Source organism: Myxococcus sp. CA040A, assembly GCF_013336725.1.
GTDB lineage: Bacteria > Myxococcota > Myxococcia > Myxococcales > Myxococcaceae > Myxococcus > Myxococcus llanfairpwllgwyngyllgogerychwyrndrobwllllantysiliogogogochensis.
Genome location: NZ_JABUMR010000003.1, coordinates 227,313 through 246,920, shown reverse-complemented (window position 1 = coordinate 246,920; position 19,608 = coordinate 227,313). Strand labels below are relative to the sequence as shown.

Sequence of the window (19,608 nt, the reverse complement as noted above, 5' to 3'; positions counted from 1 at the left end):
TATCCGCTACTGAATCCTTGCTGGGCGCCTGCCTGGCCCGGAATGGCCTCCGGGTCCTGGGGTGTCAATATCCCGTCAGCCCTTCCGCGTTCCGATGAGCCCTGCCCTGCCTTCCTTCGTCTCCGCCTTCACCGCGCTCCCCGACCCGGCCTACGTCCTCGATGCCACGGGTCGCATCCTCGCGTGCAGCGCCTCGGGAGCGCGGGCGTTCGGCCGGGGGACCGATGGGCTGGAAGGCCGTCAGTGGACCGAGCTCGGCGTACCCGTGGAGGACGCCGCGCGACTGGAGGTGGCGCGAGTCCAGGCGTCGACTCGCGGCGACGCCGTCACGGTGGAGCTGCCCTGGCCGGTGGACACGGGCCTGCGCCGCCACGCGCTGGTGCTCACGCCCCTTGCGACCGAGGAGGGCACAAGCACCGTGCTGGTGACGGCGAGGCCGCTCACGGAAGCCGAGGCCGTGTACTCCCGCGCCCTGGAGCTGGAGCAGGCGGCGCGCGCGGAGGTCGAGCAGGCCGAGCGACGCCGCTCGTTCCTCTACCAGGCGATGACGACGCTGTTCACCCATCCGCCCGACCCTCACGGCATGTACACGCTGCTGGCGCACCTGGCGGTGCCGGACCTGGCGGACTGGTGTCTGGTGGATGCGCTGGAGCAGGGCCCGTGGGTGTCCCGCGTGGCGGCGGCCTGCCTGGACCCGACGCAGCAGGAGCGCGCGAGCACGCTGCCCCAGCGCATCGAGAAGCGCGACGACGCACCGGTGGGTCTCTTGCGCGTGCTGTACACCGGGGAGCCGGAGCTGGTGCCCGCGGTGACGGATTCGCTCCTGCGCGCGGCGGCGGCGGAGCCGGCGCACCCGGCCCTGTTGCGCACGCTCCAAGCGCGCTCGTACATGATCATCCCGCTGCGCGCGCGCGGGAACACGCTGGGCGCGGTGACCTTCGTCTCCTCGGGCTCGGGGCGGCGGTACGGCCCGGATGACCTGGCGCTGGCGGAGGACCTGTGCCTGCGCGCCAGCCTCGCCATCGACAACGCGCGGCTGGTGGGTGAATCGCGCAGGGCCGCCCGGGCGCGCGAGGACCTGCTCGCCGTGGTGTCGCACGACCTGAAGAACCCGCTGGGCGTGGTGCAGTTGGGCGCGGCGCTGCTCCTGCGCGGGCCGGGCGCGCGGCCGGGCGGAGAGAGCGTGACGAAGCAGGCCACGCGCATCCAGGACGCGACGGACCGGATGTCGCGCCTCATCTCCGACCTGCTGGACTGGGGCCGGCTGGAGGCGGGCGGGCTGCCGCTGGAGCTGGGAGAGCACTCGGTGGCGGGGCTCGTCGCGGAGGCGATGGAGTCCATCCGGCCCCTGGCGGAGGCCAAGGGACTGCACCTGCACCCCCAGCCTCCCGCCGAGGACGTGCGCACCCGGTGCGACAGGACGCGGGTGCTCCAGGTGATGGGCAACCTCCTGGGCAACGCGGTGAAGTTCACCCCGGCGGGCGGCGACCTGGAGGTGGGGGCGTCCGTGCGCAACGGCGAGGTGTGCTTCCACGTCCGGGACACGGGCGCGGGCATCGACGCGGAGGCGCTGCCCCACATCTTCGACCGGTACTGGCAGGCGCGCGACGCGGCCAGCCGGGGCACGGGGCTGGGGCTCGCCATCGCCAAGGGACTGGTCGAGGCCCACGGCGGGAGCATCCACGCGCGGAGCGCTCCGGGCGAGGGCAGCACGTTCTCCTTCACGCTGCCATTGGCCCACGTGTCCACCGCGCCCCACTCCGGCCGCCCACGCCCTCGCGCGGACGCCTGAGTTTCGCCGGGGACGGGTAGAGTCCTCCCCGGATGATCACCACGGAGCCGCTTCCCACCGCCCTGCTGCTCGCCGTCTGCGGCGCCCTGCTCGCGCTCAGCGTGCTGTTCAGCCGCGCGTCCGGCCGCTTTGGCATCCCCGTGGCGCTGTTGTTCCTGGGCGTGGGCATGGCGGCCGGCTCCGACGGGCCCGGCGGCATCGACTTCGACAACTACGGCTTCGCCTTCCGCCTGGGGACGGTGGCGCTGGTCCTCATCCTCTTCGACGGTGGCCTCAACACGCCCTTGGCGGCCATCCACTCCGCGTTGCGCCCGGCGGCGGTGCTGGCGACGGTGGGCGTGGTGGCCACGGCCGCGTTGATGGGCGCGGCGGCGCACTTCCTCTTCGACTTCCCGTGGACGCAGGCGCTGCTGCTGGGCGCCATCGTCTCCTCCACGGACGCGGCGGCCGTCTTCTCCGTGCTGCGAGGCAGCGGGCTGCACCTGAAGCGGCGGGTGGGCACCACGCTGGAGCTGGAGTCGGGCCTCAACGACCCGATGGCCGTCATCCTCACCACCGGCCTGACGCACACCCTGGCGAGCGGGAAGCCTCCCGGGTGGGAGCTGGCGGTGGAGGCGGTGGTGCAGATGGTGGTGGGCGCCGGCCTGGGCCTGGCCATGGGCTGGGGCGCGCGGCTCCTGCTCAAGCGGTTGCGCCTGCGCGTGGCGGGGCTCTATCCGGTGATGACGCTGGCCCTGGCGCTGTTGTCCTTCGGCCTGCCCACGCTCCTGCACGGCAGCGGCTTCCTGGCCGTGTACATCGTGGGCATCGCGCTGGGCAACGAGACCATCCGCTACCGCACCGGCCTGTTGCGCGTGCATGACGCGCTGGCGTGGCTGTCCCAGGTGTTGATGTTCCTGGTGCTCGGGTTGCTGGTGTATCCGCGCAACCTCATCAGCGTGGCCGGAGTGGGCCTGGGCCTGGGCCTCATCCTCGCCTTCGTGGCGAGGCCGCTGGCGGCGCTGCTGTGCCTGTTGCCCTTCCGGTTTCCCCTGGGGGAAATCGTCTACACGGGCTGGGTGGGACTGCGCGGCGCGGTGCCCATCATCCTGGCCACCTTCCCGGTGCTGTCCGGCACGGAGGGCTCGCGAGACATCTTCAACATCGTGTTCTTCATCGTGGTGGTGAACGGGCTGGTACCCGGCGCCACGGTGCCGTGGGTGACACGCAAGCTGGGGCTCGCGGCCAACGTGCCCGAGCCGCCCCAGGCCGTGCTCGAAATCGCTTCCACGCAGTTGCTCAAGGGCGAGGTCAGCTCGTTCTACATCCACCAGGCCTCCGCCGTGGCCGGCGAGCGACTGGCGGACCTGCCCTTTCCTCCGGGCTCCTCCGCGATGCTGCTGGTGCGAGGCCAGGAGCTCGTCGCCCCCAAGGGCGACACCGTGTTCCAGCAAGGGGACCACGTGTATGTCATCAGCCACACCGAGGACCTGGCCCTGCTGCGGCTGCTCTTCGGCCAGCAGGAGGACGAGTAGCCACGGCCGTCGTTTCCATTGCCCGGGTCTGGACCGGCCGCTAGCTTGGGCGGGCGATGCGGGTCTCGACAGTCCTTGAGCGTGAGTCGATTCAAGTCATGGACTTCCGGTGCGACGCCGGCCCCGATGACGCGCCCTTCGCCGAGGTGCACCGCGCCTTCTCCGTGGCCTACGTGCGCAAGGGCACCTTCTGCTACCGCACGCGCGGTGAGTCCTTCGAGCTGGTCGCGGGCTCGCTGCTGATAGGTCACCCCGGGGATGAGTACATGTGCTCGCACGAGCACCTCCGCGGCGATGAGTGCCTGTCCTTCAAGCTGGCTCCGGCGCTGCTGGAGTCGATGGGGCTTTCGCCCGATGGCTGGCGCAGCGGCGGGGTTCCGCCCCTGCCGGAGCTGATGGTGCTGGGGGAGCTGGCCCAGGCCACCGCCGAAGGGACGAGCGACGTGGGGATGGACGAGGTGGGCCTGGTGTTCGCGGCCCGCTTCGCCGAGGTCGTCACGGGGCGGACCGACAAGGCGCCCTCGGCGCGGCCCGTGGACCGGCGGCGCGTGGTGGAGTCGGCGCTGTGGCTGGATGCGCACTCGGGCGAGGATATCGACCTGGAGGGCGCGGCGAAGGAGGCCGGGCTCAGCCCGTTCCACTACCTGCGACTCTTCTCGAAAGTCGTCGGCGTGACGCCGCACCAGTACCTGCTGCGCTCCCGCCTGCGTCACGCGGCGCGGCTGCTCGCGGACGACTCGCGCTCCATCACCGACGTGGCCTTCGACGTCGGCTTCGGCGACCTCTCCAACTTCGTGCGCACCTTCCACCGCGCCGCCGGAGTGTCCCCCGGACGCTTCCGTCAGGCGGCCCGGGGCGAGCGCAATTTCCTCCAAGAGCGACTCGCCCCTCGCCCCATACGGTGACGGCCTCTCTCACACAGAGGTCATCGTGTTCGACCACATCGGCTTGAAGGTGAAGGACCTGGACGCCAGCGTGCGCTTCTACACCGCCGCGCTCGCGCCCCTGGGATTTGGACTGTGCTCACGGGACGACTCGGGCGCGGGCTTTGGCCCACCGGGTGAGCCCGCGCTGTGGCTCTACCCCACCCAGGGCGCGACGGGGCCTGGCACCCACCTGGCGTTCCGCGCCTCGCAGCACGCCGCCGTGGACCGCTTCCACGCGAGCGGGCTGGAGGCCGGCGGTCAAGACAACGGGAAGCCCGGCGTGCGCGCCGACTACAGCCCCACGTACTACGCCGCGTTCCTGAAGGACCCCGACGGCAACAACGTCGAGGCCGTCTGTCTGAAGTGACTTCGGGCGAGGCGCTCCCGGCGTGTGGCCCACCGGGAGCGTTTCGGCGCGGTGCTACTGCCGCATCATCTCGTGCTGGAAGCGGGCCTCGGCCTTCTTCGTCGGGTCCGCGTGGTCCGGGTGGAAGTCCGGCTTCAGGTCGAAGTCCACGCGCAGGACGCGGCCGGTGAAGCGGGAGTTGGACGGGTACTCGGGGCTCACCGCCGTGCCCTTGTCCCAGCCCACGTCGAACGTCTCATCCATGGAGTAGCCCACCGGCACCGTCCTGGGAATCTGGGCTTCCGCCACCTTCTTCCCGTCGACGAAGAGCCGCCCCGTGCCACCCGCGCCGAAGGGCTCCGGTCCGGTCTTCTCGAACTCGTAGCGGAGCACGTGCTTGCCGGGCTTCAGCGCTTCCTTGCCACGCAGATACGTCAGCTCGGGCCCGGGGAAGTTGTAGCAGAACACCGGCACGCCCTCCTTGAGGTACAGCGAGAAGCCCGCGGAGCTTCCGCCGAGCGCGACGACGGGGCCTCGGGCGTCACCCGCGGGCACCTCCACCTGGGCCGTCATCTCCCAGGAGCGGTTCTTCGTGTCCGGCCCGGCGAACTCCTGGATGCGCACGGCGCCCTCGTAATACGTCAGGCGCTCGCGCTCCGCGTAGAGCCCCGCGCGTCCCAGCGCGCGCATCTGGAAGCGGTCATCCAGCGGCAACACCTGGTAGCGCCCCGCCTCCGCCCACCACAGGCCCACCAGCTCGATGAGCTTCTTCACCATCGGGTCGCTCAGGTTCGCGCGGTCCCTGCCCTTCATCAGGTCGTTCGACTCGGTGGGGTCCTCCACGACGTTGTAGAGCTCCCAGTGGTCCTCGTCGAAGCTCCACCGCGCCTTGTTCTCCCACGGCTTGCGCCCGTGGTACGTCACGACCTTCCAGCCGTCGTGGTACAGGCCCCGGTTGCCGAGCATCTCGAAGTACTGGGTGACGTGGTTGGTTGGCGCCTTCGCGTCGCTGAACGAGTAGTTCATCGGGTAGCCCTCGACGGGCTCCTGCTGCACGGAGTTGATGAAGCGCGGGGCCTCCACGCCAATCGCTTCCAGAATCGTCGGGACGATATCGATGCAGTGGTGGTACTGCGTGCGCAGCTCGCCCCTGGCTTCGATTCCGCGCGGCCAGTGGACGATGAGCGGGTTTCGCACCCCGCCGAAGTGTGTGTACTGCTTGCAGAGCTGGAACGGTGTGTTGCCCGCCATGGCCCAGCCCACCGGGTAGTGGTTGTACGAGCCGGGCTGGCCGAACTGGTCGATGCGCGCCAGGTTCTGCGCCACGGTCTCCTCGGCGTTGTTCGCCACGGACTGCTCGTTGAACAGGCCCGTCAGCGTGCCCTCACCCGAGGAGCCGTTGTCCCCGATGAAGACGAACACCAGCGTGTTGTCGAGCTGCCCCGTGCGCTCCAGGAACTCCATCAGCCGGCCGAGCTGCGCGTCGGCGTGTTCTATGAAACCCGCGTACAGCTCCGCCATGCGCGCGAAGAGGCGCTTCTCGTCGGCGGAGAGCGAGTCCCACTTCTGCACGCCCTCCAGCATGGGCGCGAGCTTCGCGTGCTCGGGGATGATGCCCAGCTTCTTCTGCTGGGCCAGCGCCTTCTCGCGGTAGGCGTCCCAGCCCAGGTCGAACTGGCCCTTGTACTTGTCCGCCCACTCGGGCGCGACGTGGTGGGGCGCGTGCGCGCACCCCAGCGCGAGCCACGTCAGCCAGGGCTTCGCCGGGTCCGCCGAGTGGTGCTGCGAAATCCAGCTCATGGCCCGGTCCACCAGGTCCGCGGACAGGTGGTAGCCCTCTTCGGGCGTGGCCGGCGGGTCGACGGCCTCGCGGTCCAGGAAGAGCTTGGGCTCCCATTGGTCGCAGTCGCCTCCGAGGAAGCCATAGAAGCGGTCGAAGCCAAAGACGGAGCCCGTGGGCCAGCGGTCATAGGGCCCGGCGATGGTCGTCTCTTCGGAAGGCGTGTTGTGCCACTTGCCAATGCAGTAGCTGGTGTAGCCGTGTTGATGGAGCATGGCGGGTACTCCCGCCTTGTCCTGCGGCTGACGGCCGTTGTAGCCGGGGAAGCCCGTGGCCAGTTCGGTGATGTTGGCCATGCCCACGGAGTGGTGGTTGCGGCCCGTCACGAGGCAGGAGCGCGTGGGCGAGCACAGCGCGGTGGTGGTGAAGTGCGTGTAGCGCAGGCCCTGCTGTGCCAGCTTCATCAGCGTGGGCGTGCGAATCATGCCGCCGAAGGGCTCACACCAGCCGAAGCCGACGTCGTCCAGGATGACGTAGAGGATGTTGGGCGCGTCCTTCGGCGCCTTGGGTGGCATCGGGAAGGCCGGCTCTGATTCCTCGTACGTGCGACCAATCCGGCCAGGGAAGCGCTCTCCCTCCCGGTAGGTCTTCATCGTGTCCGCTTTCACACCCCCGCCACCGTTGCCACCCTGATTCTTGCGCTTGTCCTTGCTCATACGGGCCTCCCGGGCACCGCCTGAAGGTGAAGGGCCGCGTGAACGACGGCATCGGCCTGGCGGCTCGGGCGGACGAGGGACCGGGCGGAGGGTGTGTCAGGTCCCCGAAGGGTGACGCGGTGCTCCTGGAGCTAGCGGCTTGGAGTCCTCTTCCTTCGCGCGCCCGTCGTCGGGGCGGACGCGGCGGCGCGCAGGATGCGGCGGAAGGTGGGGCATTCCAGGTGGCTCGGCGCGGGGCAGACAGCGGCGTGCCGAAGGCCGTCGCGCATGATGCCGAGCTCGCGAATCGTCCTGTCGAGTTCCTCCGCCTTGGCCACGAGCAGGGGTCGGTCGATGCGCAGCCGCCCGTCCGGCGCGAACATGTGCGCGATGTCATCGAGCGAGAAGCCGGCGGCGCGCCCCAGTGAAATCAGCGCCAGGCGCTCCAGGACATCGGGAGCGAACAGCCGGCGCAGGCCCCGCCTGCCGGTGGAGGCAAGCAGCCCCTTCCCTTCATAGAACCGCAGCGTCGAGGCGGGAACGCCGGACCGCCGCGCCACCTCCGTGATGTCCAGGTCTCTCACCTGCTTGACCTCAAGTCGACTTGAAGTGGCACAGTCGAGCTTACGCTGCCTGAAGGCAAGTCGGAGGAGACATCCATGACCGCGACGAACCCACTTGGAGACGAGCAGACGAAACTCTGGAACGGCACCGCCGGGCACGCCTGGGTCGACATGCAGGAGTTGATCGACTCCATGTACAAGCCGCTCGAGGACATGCTCGTCGCGGCGGTGTCCCCGGACTCTGGAGGCCGGGTGCTCGACATCGGCTGTGGCACGGGTGGCACCACGCTCGCCGTCGCTCGACGGTTGGGGGCGCAAGGTCGCTGTCTCGGCATCGACATCTCGGACCCGATGCTCGCCACCGCGAGGGCGCGGGCGGAGCGGGAAGGCACGCCTGCGCGGTTCGTCCACGCCAACGCGCAGAGCCATGTGTTCGAGCCCGCGAGCTTCGACCAGCTCATCTCTCGCTTCGGCGTCATGTTCTTCGACGACCCGGTCCGGGCCTTCACGAACCTGAGAAGTGCCGCGAGGGACGGCGCGGAGCTCCGGTTCATCGCCTGGCGGAGTGCGGCGGAGAATCCGTTCATGACCACCTCCGAGCGCACGGCGGCACCGCTCCTGCCGAACCTCCCTGCCCGTCGGCCGGGTGGCCCGGGACAGTTCGCCTTCGCGGACCCGCACCGGGTCCAATCCATCCTGGAAGAGAGCGGCTGGGCCGGGGTCGAACTCCGGCCCATCGACGTCGAGTGCGCCTTTCCCGAGAAGGAGCTGGTCCGTTACCTGTCCCGGCTCGGGCCCGTCGGAATGTTCCTCCAGGAGACGGACGAGCGGACTCGCACCAAGGTTGTCGACGCGGTCCGCGTCGCCTTCGAGCCCTTCGTGCATGGCACGGAGGTCCGCTTCACCGCGGCCTGCTGGTGGATATGCGCACGGGCGCCTTCCGCGTCAGTCGGCTAGCAGCATCAACAATGCCGCCTGGGCTTTCGGTGGCAGGTCGACAGCGGCCCGCCCCTGGCAACACCTGGGCGAGCCGCTTCAATCAAACGCACATCATCATCCAGACACATCGAATCCCATTCCGGGCTGGAAGGACAGCCAGCATCACACGCATTCCCTGACAAACAAAAGGGCTCCCACCCCATGTCATTCCTGACTCGACTATTCCCAGACACAGAGGTCAGGCAGAATCCCCTCCATCCCCTGGAGGCCCACAATGTCATACCCTGCAATGCCCCGCCGGAGCCTTGTCGCTGTCCTCGCAGCAAGCCTGTCGCTGACGGCCTGTGGCGGTATGCCCGAGGGCGAGCCGAGCGCGGGTGAGCCCATCCCCGAGGATGTGGGCACTGCAAGCAAGGCACTGGTCGTCCCTGTGGCGACATTGATCTGTACCCGTCCCGTGGGTGGGAGCCTGGGTTGTGTCGCTTCGGCATCGGGCGGCGTCGCGCCCTACACCTTCTACTGGGGGCAACAGACGTACCGCTACGACACCAACAAGGTCTACACCTCGCTCTTCAACCCCGGAACCACGCTGCGCGGCTATGGCTGCTACGCTCCCACCGAGACATTCCCCGGGGACACCTCCATCAAACCCAAGGTGTATGTGGTCGACTCCACGGGAGCCCAGTCGAGCACCGTCGTTCACCCAGACTGGGTCCCCTGCAGTTGAGCTGCTCGCTGACCGCACCCGGTAGCAGCTCATCCAGGACCTGGATGGCTGCGTGTATTTCGTGGATTCCTCGCATGGACTCCTCATACGCAACGAGCGACAAGCAGACCGTGAGCATCGGCGCAGGGGATTGTCCTAGAGTCATGTCGCCTTGAGCCCCCGAAGTGTGCGGGGGCTCTTCCTTGGGGAGGCATCGATGACTGGGATGAAGCAAGGTCTCCGCACCGCGGGACTGATGGGCCTCCTGGCCCTGGCCGGCTGTGACTCGGACCCGAAGGCGGAGCCGTGGGACGGGCTGTACACGCCGCTGAAGGAGCAGGGAGACATCATCGCGGACACCGGTCCGTTCGCGACCTGCACGGTGCGAAAGGACATCTCCGCCCCCTGCGGCTCACCCGAGGTCTTTGACCTCTCCTCGTGCAATCGAGCGTCCCTGGACACACTCGAGCGAGAGGGCGCCGTCTACCGTGGCGTGGTCCGCGTCGAATACATGCAGCCACAAAGGGAGATGGCCACCGCGGCCGTGGGCCTCCGACTGAGCCCCGATGGGCGACAGGTGGAGTTCCTCAACGGGATAGCCTCCAGTTCATCCCAGCTCGGCGACGGGCAGTTCTCCGCGTCGATGGGCTACACCAACACGGCCTCTGGTGTGTACTTCGAACAGTTCGCCTTGGGCTGCGAGGCGGTGTCTCCCCGGGAGTTCGTGGGCTGCTACAGCTATTGCGCGGATGGCTCCACCTATGTGCATGGAACCTTCCGCGCCGAGCGGATGAGCTGGGCTCGCGGCGAGGCGGAGTCCTCGGGCGGATTGAAGCTGCGCTCCGAGTCCTACGTGGAGCTGGGACAGTCCGTGGACGTCTTTGTCGCGAAGGACCATGCCTACGTGGTGTCCATCCAGCGCCGTGGAGAGCCGGGCGGGCTGACGGTCTTCGACGTGAAGGACCGGCGACGGCCCGTCTTCAAGACGTCCATCAGCCTGCCGGGCGACAACTACTGGAACGGCGTGTGGTCAAAGGGCGACGCGCTCTATGTCGCCAGCGCCAGCTCCGGCCTCATCGTCTTCGACATCTCGAATCCAGCCAGTCCCGTCTTTCTCCAGAGCTACCCGGGCGGAGGGCCCCTCGACATCCACACGGTGCTGGTCGATGGAGACCGGCTCTATGCGATGTCCACCGGACGGAACGCCGAGGTGCTGCTCTTTGATGTGACCACCCCCACCGAGCCACGACTCCTGCACCGCGAGAGCCTGGGCGGCATCGGGACCGGCATCTATGGCGTGCCACACGACGCCTTCGCGTACGGAGACCGCCTCTATGTGAGTCACATGAGCGGCGGCTACCAGATTCTCGACGTGCGCAACCCGGAGAACTTCGAGCACCTGGGCGAGTACACCTACTACGGCGCGGTGAGCCATCACAGCGCGGTGGGCACCCTGGGCGGACACACGGTGGCGTTCGAGGGCGGCGAGCGACAGGGCGCCCACCTGCGTGTGCTGAAGGTGGATGACCCGACGAACATCGAGCTCATCGGAGAGTTCAAGCTGCGCGACGTCGCCTCCATCCACAACATGCTGCTGGTGGGCACGCGCCTGTACATCGCCTGGTACCATGAGGGCCTGCGCGTGCTGGATGTCTCCAATCCCACGAAGCCCCGACAGGTGGCTCACTTCAACACCTACAGGGAGTCAGACCCCAAGCGCGAGGACGGCCAGTACGAGGGCGCGCTCGGCATTCGCGTGCCAGGAGATGGGCACGTGTACGTGGTGGATGACGCACGAGGGTTGCTCATCTTCGACGAGCCCTGAGCGACGCACCCGCCCGGGGCCGCCGTTGAGGGCCCCGGTTCGAGGCGCGGAGGCCCGGTCGGTTCGACGGCGTATTGGCGTACCAGCGCCAGGTGGATAAGGACCGACCTGAACAGGATTCGCCCGACACGGCTCACAGTGGCACGGTAGCGCCGAGCAGTTCGAGCACCGCCGCGCCTTCGGGCGTATCGGCGACGAGCGGCGCCGTCAACTGGCCAAGGTCGCGCGCCGCACGAGCGAGCTCGACGACATGCTCGTTCGTCTCGCCGGCGATCCACCATTCCGACGAATCCTCATCGGCGACAATCCAGATCCAACCACCCTCCGCCAGGCTGAAGTCGTGGAGCGTGGCTTTCGTCGCGTACGCGCGTGAATAGGAAGAGAATCGCTCCTTGAGCGCCGCATGCGCTTCAGCGCTGAATGGCCCCTGCGACGCTCGCAACCAGCGACCATTCCTGAAGGGCTGCACCGGGCACGCCGCTTCGGAGCGCGCGAGGTCGGCGTTCTTTCCCCAGAACGAATACGGCACCATGTCCTGGTGGAGGTACCCGTCCAAGAACGCTTCGAAGAGCCACGACGAGAAGGAACGCGGGGGTGACCAACCACGGTCGCGGTGGTGTTCATGGACAGGCGGGTCGCGCGAACCGTCCAGTTCGAAGAACACGCGCCACTGGCGCATGACATCGGTTTGGAAATAGACCAGCGGCCCGTGGAGAGCGCTCGGAGGCGTGATGCCATCGAGCTCGTCGTCAGTCGCGCGCTCGACGGAGGGCAGCACGGACGTCAGCGTCTCGAGCGTGCCATCGCGGTATTCGGCCCACAGGTCCGGAAGCGACACCTCCCATTCATCGTCGGTCACGCGTCCGACGATGACGGCTCCTGGCTCGGGGGCATTCCACACCCTGCGTTGGTATTCATTGGGCGCCATCGGAATGGTCGCAAGGCCGGTGAAGAACTCGCGCACGACGGCGGGAAGCGAGCGGCCGGACCGCGCCTCCCAAGCCTCGACTTCACGGAGTCGCTCGGGACAGGTCGACGGCTCCACCACGAGAAGCAGATAGAGAGGCTGGAGCGGTGAAAGCATGAGCCCGGCACTCTAACGAGAGGGCGCCGGGTCAGCGAGGGAGCAGGCGATGCTCGCCTGGCCCGAAGAGGGTCGGTCGCCCGGGGCCGCCGTGGACGGCCCCGGTTGGAGGCATGGAGACCCCGGTCAGTTCGACGGCGCGTTGGCGTACCAGCGCACGTAGTCCACCTCGAGCACCTGGGGGAACACGGTGTTCGTCGGGTCTCCGCCCAAATCCCCCAGCGCCAGGTTGAGCAGCAGGTGGTTGGGCTGGTCGAACACCCACGTCCCCGTGGTGCCACGCGGGAAGGTGAAACGCTTGATTCGGTCCGCGTACCACTCCACGCGGTTGGCATTCCAGAAGATGCCGAAGGTGCGCCACGCGTCACCCACGCGCGCGGGCGCGTAGTCCACCTGTCCCGGAGGTCCCCAACCGTAGGCGATGCCGGGCGCGTGAATGGTGCCGTGAGCCAGCGTGGGCAGCGGCCCCTCGCCCTCGAAGATGTCGAACTCTCCGTTGGCGGGCCACTCCCCCGTGGAGCCCATCATCCACGCCGCGGGCCAGGTGCCCAGCCCCGTGGGCGCCTTGAGCCGCACCTCGACGTAGCCATACTGGCGCTCCATGCGGCCCTTCGAGTGGATTCGCGCGGACGTGTAGTCGCGCGTCACGCCGTCCGCGCCGGTATACGTCTCTCGCCGCGCGATGATTTTCAGGTGGCCACTCCCGTCGTGCTGCACGTTCTGGGGACGCGCCGTGTACTGCTGAATCGTCCGACCGTTGTCCCACATGCCGCCCGTGACGGGCTCCCACACCTGCGGGTTCGGCAGGGTGCCCGCGAGTCCGTCGAACTCGTCACTCCAGAGCAGTTGGCTCGGCTCGCCCGGCGTCGGCGGAGGGACGACCGCCAGCGTCAGCGCGTCCACGAGGAAGGCATTGCCCGCCGTGGCATTGGACTGAAGGACATACACATCCAGCGTGTTGCCCGTCTGCTGCACCGTCGTCTCCACCGTTAGTTGCTGGAAGGCCGTCGTCAGGCCGACCTCCGGAGACTCCGCGTACCCCACCGAGGTCCCCGCGCCATTGCGCTCCCGGACGGCCAGCACCACGGGCTTGCCCACCGTCCCGGCGTTGCTCGCCGCGATGAAGACCTGTGCCCGGTAGACGGTGCCCACCGTCGTGGAGGCCACCGCGTCCGGAGCGTCATCCAGCGAATAGGCATCCCCCGCCGACCGCGTGACGCGCACCACGTACGCACCATCCGGTGCCGACGCGTGACTCACCCGGGCCAGCGTCCCCTGCCACGTCGACCAGCCGGTGAGGTTCGTTTCAAACGAAGGGTTGGACAGGATGTTGCCCGCGGGCAGGACAAGGTCCTCCGCGGCGGCCACACCTGCCGCCGTGAAGAGGGCGGCGGTGCAGAACAAACTCATCCAGGTTCGACCCGTTGTCGTGACGCGCTGACGCATGAATACCTCGGGGTGGAGGGAAACAGGAGCCCCGTCGCATATCCCCGAAAGACAAACCTCGCAGATGTTCCTATGTCATTGCGGGTTTTCCACTCGCGATTCGAATTCCATGCGCCACTGAGTTCCGGCGCGTGTCTGGATTCAAATAGGCAAGGCACCCACTGGCCACGTCGGGCTCCGCCCGGCCCTTGTTCCGGCCGGGCGGAGGACTTCGGTCAGATTTTCTGGTCCGCGAGCGCGTGGGAGCGCTCGCGCTCAATCGCACTGCCAATGCCGATGGTGACGAGCCCCACCGACAGGGCGACCGCGACTCCCGCGGGCCCGCCGAAGGCGCCCACCGCCGCCGCCGTGCCGAAGTAGCCCGCCACGGCGCCACCGGCCTGCACCGCGCCGAGCGCCACCTGGTACTTGTCGTCGTTGGCGATTCCCTCGGCCACCTGGATTCCGCCGCTCACGACACCCACCGCCGCGCTGAGCCGGCCCGACCACTCCGCCAGCTTGATGGGATTGACGCGCCCGCCCAGCTCTCCCGAGGGGGAGATGGTGGTGCCGGTGCCCTTGGCCGCGAAGCGCAGCAGCTCCGCGCCCTCCACCACTCCGCTCGCCCCGTCGATGATGCCCAGGCCACTCTTGACGAGGTCGAGCTTGTTCTGCTCGTCCAGGGCCTTCTTGAAGTCCCCCACCCCGGACACGACGTCCTTCGCGCCGGAAATCACCTGGAAGCCACCCACGGCACCCACCCCGAGGCGCTGGTCCTTGTCGAGGTCCAGGGTGAGCTCCTGGTTGAACTCCTCCACGGGATTCAAGCTGAAGAACTTCGGGTTGTTCGCCGGGTCGGGCTTGCCCTGCTTCGTCGCCGCGGTGGTGTTGGCCTCCTGCGCCAGCCGCGCCAGCCCGTAGTCCACCGTGTCTCCCGCGACATCCCAGCCCGCGCTCTCCGGGGCCTCCGGCGCGCCCTCCAGCGTCTGGGCATGGAGCGCCGAGAGCTTGGAGAAGCTATTGAGCTGCTCCTGCAACCCGTTCACCGCATAGGCTCCCAGCGCGGCCTGCGCGGGCGGCAGGCTGGCCTTGAGCTGCTGGGGGTCGGCGATGGGCTTGCCATTGACGGTCAGCTTCTCGGGCGGGATGGACGCCTCCGCGGAGCCCTCCGGGCCCGTGAGCTTCGACTCCGCTCGCACCACCTGCGGGCCCTTGGGCGTCTGCGCCGTCGTCAGCGCCTGCTCGTAGGTGCGCTTGGGCTTGTCGCCGCCCTCCTCCAAGCCGCTGGTGCGCTCGGTGACTTCCACCTCGCCCTTCGCGTTGCGCGACTCGGTGCGCTGGAAGTCCTTCACCCGGCGGACACCCGTGGGGTCCGTCTGGTCCGAGTGGCTGGCGGTGATGAGGCCCTTGTCGTTGTACGTGGTGGTGCTGGTGCCCTTGATGTCCACCAGCTCCTTTTCATCCTTGTCCGAGGGCTTGGGCACACGTCCCTCGGTCGTCTCGGTGACGGTGTTTCCCTCCAGCTTCTTGCGCGTGACGAGCGTGACGTTGGGCTGTCCCTCGAAGAAGGTCTGCGTGTTCAGCTCGCCGTCGCCGCTCTTCTCCAGCACGTAGCTGGTGGGCGCGGCGTCGTCGGCGCCTCGGGCATCCTTCTCCACCTTGGCCAATTCCTCCGCGCCGGCCGGGCGGTCGCCCTTCACCGGCGAGTCGACGGCCTTCGTCTCCGTCTTCGTCAGCCGCAGCTCGTTTCCCTGCGAGTACGACGTCCCCTCCACGACCATCGCCTTCACGGGCTTGCCCTTCTCGTCCTTGGCTCCCGGAGGAGGAATGACGGTGGTGGTGGTGTGGACCGTGTCGGTGGAGGAGTGGTTCTTGAACTCGTCGAACTTGCCGTTGACGTGGTCCGTCTTGTCCGAGCCCCCGTACTCCTTCTTCGTCTCCGTCAGCGTCCCGTCCGGGGTGCGCTGGGTGGTGGTCTGCTTCGCGTTGCTGCCGCCCTCGAACTTCGTGGCGGAGTAGGACGCGCCCTTCACCTTGCCCGCGGCCAGGTCCTCGAGCGACGGCGCGGGCGTGGAGGCGTCCTGCTTCCAGCGCGTATCGGTGGACGTGCTCGGCCCCTCCGGGCCCCCGCTTTCGAAGACGGTGCGGCGCGCGTCGCCCTTCTTGTCCACCTGGGTCGAGTCCACCTTGACGTTGTCGCCCTGGAACGACACCTCCAGGCGCTCGGTCACCTTGCCCGCCTTGTCCTTGCGCACGAGGACGGCGTGGTCCTTCGTCGCGCCGGGCTCGACGGTGAAGGGCTCCTTGGACTTGGGGTTCTTCGCGACGTCGTTCAGCGTCTGCCGAGCGGTGGTCCGCGTCTCCTGGTCCAGCGTCTTCTGGCGCGCGTTGAGGCCGTCGCGCTCCTCGGAGACGGAGTTGAGGTCCACCTCCGCCTGGAGCTTCTGGTCCAGCTTGCTCGGCATGGACTGGGCCTTGATGGCGGGGTCGACGTTGGAGAGGGAGTCGGCGTCCTTGTAGCGCTTCGCAGCGCGCAGCTGGCTCACCATCTCTCCGCCCAGCTTCGCCACCGCCGGGTCCTTGGCGTTCTCCTTCAAGGAGCGGCCGGGCTCCCCCACGCCGTCCAGCGACGTGGACTTCGAGGCCGAGAGGAGCTGACCCGCCAGCTCCTTGCGCGCCTCCGGTCCCACCATGTCGGCGCCCTGGGCCAGCGACTTCATGAGCTCCGGCGTCTTCGAGTGGTGCACCGAGCGGTCATTCACCTGCGCGTCGACGAACGCGTCACGCTGCGGCTTGGACTCCTTCCAGAGCGCGGCGCGGTAGGCGGGGTCGGGGTTGAGCGCCAGTTGCTTGCGCAGCTCCTCCGCGCCCGCGACGGCGCTTTCGTTCTTGTGCGGGGAGTTCTTCACCGCGTCGTTCACGCGCGTGACATCGGCGCGCGCCGCCTCTTCCGGCGTCACCGGCGCGGAGGTGCCGAACAGCTTCGTCTGGTCCTTCTTGCTGAGACTTCCAGCGTCGAAGGTGTCGGTGACCTCGTTCGCCTTGGGGAAGGGCTCGGGCTGCCCGGCCTGCTTCGCGCTGACGTTGGCGGTCTTCTGCGCCTGGAGGGCCTTGTCCGAGGCGGTGACTGCGTCCTGCTTGGAGTCGCGCGCGGTGGTGTCGGCCTGGGTCAGCTTCTGCTGCGTGCCGTTGAAGGTCTGGGTGGCCTTGTCCACGCGGCCCTGGTCGGTGTCGACCTGCTTCTTCGCCTTCTTCACCGACTCGGCGTGGGCAGGCGTGCGGCCGGCGGGTGAGTCTCCTCGGTCCAGGAGGCGCTGGTAGTTCGTATTGGAGGTGTCGAGCGCCTTCTGAGCGACTCCCTTCTCCTTGGTGGACTTCTCATGGGCGGTCTTCGCCTGCTTCGCCTTCGCGGCGTCGGCCTGGGCCTTGACGGACTTGTTCTTCGCGTCGGTGCGCAGCGTCGTCGCGGTCTTCTTGTCGTTGGTGGCCTTCTCGACCTTGGGGTCCGGAGGCGGCTTGGGCGGCGGCGGCGGCGGCGGAAGAGGGGGTGCTTCTCTGCGAGATATACGCGGCGGGGGCATCGGCGGCTCCGGGGGTGTGGGGGACTGCGTGGCTGCCTGCTGCCACTGGATTACGCATCCGGCACACAGTCGGTTACATGCGACCCACCTTCCCGGTGTCGGGGGTCCCCGCTGACTGGCGAGCCCGGGGGCTGTGATTGCCCGGCATGGGCGTCCGTGCGAGGAAGCGGGGCATGTCCTTCCTGCATCAGGCGCTGGTGTTCCTCGGCGCCGCGGTGGTGTCCGTTCCGCTGTTCAAGCGGCTCGGTCTGGGCTCGGTGCTCGGCTACCTGGTGGCCGGCGCCGTCATCGGCCCCTCCGGCGCGCAGCTCATCGGCGACGTGAAGAACGTGCTCCACTTCTCCGAGCTGGGCGTCGTGCTCCTCCTGTTCGTCATCGGCCTGGAGCTGCAGCCCTCACGCCTGTGGAACCTGCGCCACTCCGTCTTCGGCATGGGCGGCGCCCAGGTGCTCATCACCGGCTCCCTGCTCGCCGCCGCGTGCTTCCTCTTCGGACTGCCCCCCGCCGCCGCCATCATCGCCGGCTTCGGCCTCTCCCTCTCCTCCACCGCCTTCGCGCTCCAACTGCTCGCCGAACGCAACCAGCTCACCACCGGCTACGGACGGCTCGCCTTCGGCATCCTCCTGTTCCAGGACCTGGCCGTCATTCCCCTCCTGGCCCTGCTGCCCCTGCTCGGCCACACCGACGCCACCTCCGTCGAGCCCGGCTGGCATACCGGCCTCAAGGTCGTCGCCGTCCTCGTCGGCGTCGTGCTCTCCGGCCGCTTCCTGCTGCGCCCCCTCTTCCGCGCCGTCGCGTCGTTCCACAGCCAGGAGCTCTTCACCGCCACCGCCCTGCTCGTCGTCGTCGGCACCGCCGCGCTCCTCAACGCCGTGGGCCTCTCCATGGCGCTGGGCGCCTTCCTCGCCGGCGTGCTCCTGTCCGAGTCCGAGTACCGCCACGAGCTCGAGGCCGACATCGAGCCCTTCAAGGGCCTGTTGCTCGGCCTGTTCTTCATCGCCGTGGGCATGAGCGTGAACCTGGGCCTCATCACCGAGCGCCCCGGCCTCATCACCGGTCTCGTCGTAGGCCTCGTCGCCATCAAGGGCGCCGTGCTCTACGGACTGGGACGCTTCAACCTCAAGGAGAACGAGCCGGCCCTCAGCCTGGGCGTGGTCATCTCCCAGGGCGGTGAGTTCGCCTTCGTCCTCTTCGCCCTCGCCGTGTCCTTCCACGTCATGTCCACGGAGCTGGCGGACCTGCTCGTCGTCGTCGTGGGCCTGTCCATGGCCACCACGCCGCTGCTCTATGCCGCCTATGAGCGCTGGGGTCGTCCCCGCTTCCAGAAGAAGACCCAGGCCCGCGAGTACGACGTGGCGCCCGAGGAGGACCACCCCGTCATCATCGCCGGCTTCGGCCGCGTGGGTCAGGTCGTCGGCCGCCTGCTGCGCGCCAAGCGCATCACCTTCACCGCCATTGACGCCAGCCCCGAGCACATCGACTTCATGAAGCGCTTCGGCAGCCAGGTCTTCTACGGCGATGCCTCCCGGCTGGACCTGCTGCGCGCCGCCCGCGCCGACAAGGCCCGCGTCTTCGTGCTCGCCATCGACGACATCGAGGCCTCCATGCGCACCGCCAAGACAGTGAAGGAGCACTTCCCCCACCTCACCATCTTCGCCCGCGCACGCAACCGCGTGCATGCGTACCGGCTGCTCGATTTGGGCATCGAGCACGTGATGCGCGAGACGTTCGCCGGCAGCGTGGAGATGGGCGGCGACATCCTCCAGACGATGGGCCTCACCTTCTCCGAGAGCCACCGCGTCATGGAGCGCCTGAGAGACCACGACGAGAAGCTCCTGCGCGAGACGGCCCTCTTCCACCGCGACGAGCAGAAGCTCGTGGAGGCCGCCGCGCGCGCTCGCAAGGAACTGGAGAGCCTGTTCGAGCAGGACGACGCCGAGGCGAAGAAGTCCGCATGAGCGCCGAGCCCCGGGCAGGCCGACCTCCCGGGTCTTCAAGACTCAAGCTAAAAACAGCACATCCCAGGTCGGCTCGATTTTCCAGGCTATCTGAACCCGCATTCACCCGGGGCGCATTCATCCGTTCGAGTTGCAGCGAAGCCGCACGAGACGCCCGTTCCGAGCCCCCTCCATGCCCTGGAAGGCGCCGAGCGAGGGGGGGACCCCCACCGGCTGCTCGCGGGAGACGGCGAGCGGAGTATGGTTCTCCCCGGATGCGCCCCCGCCTCACCGCAACCCTCATCCTCGCCCCCTTCCGTGCATCGGCCCACGCGGAAGCTCGAGGCGCCTTCGCGCCAGTGGCGCCCTTCGTCCCCATCCGGGCGAGAGGCGACGCGCCGCGACGGCTTCGTGTACCGGGCGTTCCCCCCTGGGCACCGGAGAACGCGCCGGACAGGCCTCCCACCGGCTGACGGCCCACCCCGCTCCGCTCAT

At 68.5% G+C, this 19,608-nt stretch carries 13 protein-coding genes; 8 read left to right on the top strand and 5 right to left on the bottom strand.

Annotation, left to right across the window (positions count from 1 at the left end; translation table 11 throughout):
* The first annotated feature begins 94 nt into the window (after positions 1 to 94).
* The 4 genes from HUA75_RS13270 to HUA75_RS13255 all read left to right on the top strand — a co-directional run bounded on the left by HUA75_RS13270 (position 95) and on the right by HUA75_RS13255 (position 4,599).
* Positions 95 to 1,792 carry an ATP-binding protein gene (locus HUA75_RS13270; RefSeq protein ID WP_141644485.1) on the top strand — a complete coding sequence of 566 codons (1,698 nt, stop codon included), beginning with the start codon at positions 95 to 97 and terminating at the stop codon, positions 1,790 to 1,792.
* 32 nt (positions 1,793 to 1,824) lie between these two features.
* Complete coding sequence (locus tag HUA75_RS13265; RefSeq protein WP_141644486.1) at positions 1,825 to 3,306, top strand: potassium/proton antiporter; 1,482 nt, start codon at positions 1,825 to 1,827, stop codon at positions 3,304 to 3,306.
* A 98-nt stretch (positions 3,307 to 3,404) separates the two neighbouring features.
* Positions 3,405 to 4,211, top strand: a complete 807-nt coding sequence (locus HUA75_RS13260; protein WP_254627561.1) for a helix-turn-helix transcriptional regulator — start codon at positions 3,405 to 3,407, stop codon at positions 4,209 to 4,211.
* A gap of 25 nt (positions 4,212 to 4,236) precedes the next feature.
* The gene (locus HUA75_RS13255) at positions 4,237 to 4,599 is read left to right on the top strand and encodes a VOC family protein (protein ID WP_141644488.1); all 363 of its coding nucleotides are present in this window, start codon (positions 4,237 to 4,239) and stop codon (positions 4,597 to 4,599) included.
* 54 nt (positions 4,600 to 4,653) lie between these two features.
* Here HUA75_RS13255 and HUA75_RS13250 read toward each other — a convergent pair whose 3' ends face one another.
* Both HUA75_RS13250 and HUA75_RS13245 read right to left on the bottom strand, forming a co-directional pair.
* Positions 4,654 to 7,074 (bottom strand): arylsulfatase, encoded by a 2,421-nt coding sequence (locus tag HUA75_RS13250; RefSeq protein WP_254627560.1) that lies wholly within the window; start codon positions 7,072 to 7,074, stop codon positions 4,654 to 4,656.
* A 131-nt stretch (positions 7,075 to 7,205) separates the two neighbouring features.
* A complete protein-coding gene (locus tag HUA75_RS13245) occupies positions 7,206 to 7,637 on the bottom strand; it encodes a helix-turn-helix domain-containing protein (protein ID WP_174460726.1) in 432 nt (143 codons plus the stop codon).
* 75 nt (positions 7,638 to 7,712) lie between these two features.
* On the opposite strand from HUA75_RS13245, the gene HUA75_RS13240 reads away from it, so the two are divergent.
* From HUA75_RS13240 to HUA75_RS13230, 3 genes are all read left to right on the top strand, one after another.
* Complete coding sequence (locus tag HUA75_RS13240; protein WP_174486615.1) at positions 7,713 to 8,573, top strand: class I SAM-dependent methyltransferase; 861 nt, start codon at positions 7,713 to 7,715, stop codon at positions 8,571 to 8,573.
* 256 nt (positions 8,574 to 8,829) lie between these two features.
* Positions 8,830 to 9,282, top strand: coding sequence for a hypothetical protein (locus HUA75_RS13235; RefSeq protein ID WP_141644491.1), 453 nt, complete (start codon positions 8,830 to 8,832; stop codon positions 9,280 to 9,282).
* Positions 9,283 to 9,487: 205 nt separating this feature from the next.
* Positions 9,488 to 11,086: an LVIVD repeat-containing protein gene (locus tag HUA75_RS13230; RefSeq protein WP_254614124.1), complete on the top strand. Its 1,599-nt coding sequence runs from the start codon at positions 9,488 to 9,490 to the stop codon at positions 11,084 to 11,086.
* Between the two features lie 133 nt (positions 11,087 to 11,219).
* Here HUA75_RS13230 and HUA75_RS13225 read toward each other — a convergent pair whose 3' ends face one another.
* The 3 genes from HUA75_RS13225 to HUA75_RS13215 form a co-directional block, all read right to left on the bottom strand.
* Complete coding sequence (locus HUA75_RS13225; protein ID WP_174486614.1) at positions 11,220 to 12,170, bottom strand: hypothetical protein; 951 nt, start codon at positions 12,168 to 12,170, stop codon at positions 11,220 to 11,222.
* Positions 12,171 to 12,296: 126 nt separating this feature from the next.
* Positions 12,297 to 13,580, bottom strand: a complete 1,284-nt coding sequence (locus tag HUA75_RS13220) for a family 16 glycosylhydrolase (protein ID WP_174486613.1) — start codon at positions 13,578 to 13,580, stop codon at positions 12,297 to 12,299.
* Positions 13,581 to 13,831: 251 nt separating this feature from the next.
* On the bottom strand, positions 13,832 to 17,176 hold the full coding sequence (locus HUA75_RS13215; RefSeq protein WP_174486612.1) for a hypothetical protein: 3,345 nt from the start codon (positions 17,174 to 17,176) through the stop codon (positions 13,832 to 13,834).
* 173 nt (positions 17,177 to 17,349) lie between these two features.
* Between HUA75_RS13215 and HUA75_RS13210 the strand changes: the two genes are divergently transcribed.
* Positions 17,350 to 19,134, top strand: a complete 1,785-nt coding sequence (locus tag HUA75_RS13210; RefSeq protein ID WP_174486611.1) for a monovalent cation:proton antiporter-2 (CPA2) family protein — start codon at positions 17,350 to 17,352, stop codon at positions 19,132 to 19,134.
* Positions 19,135 to 19,608: the final 474 nt, after the last annotated feature.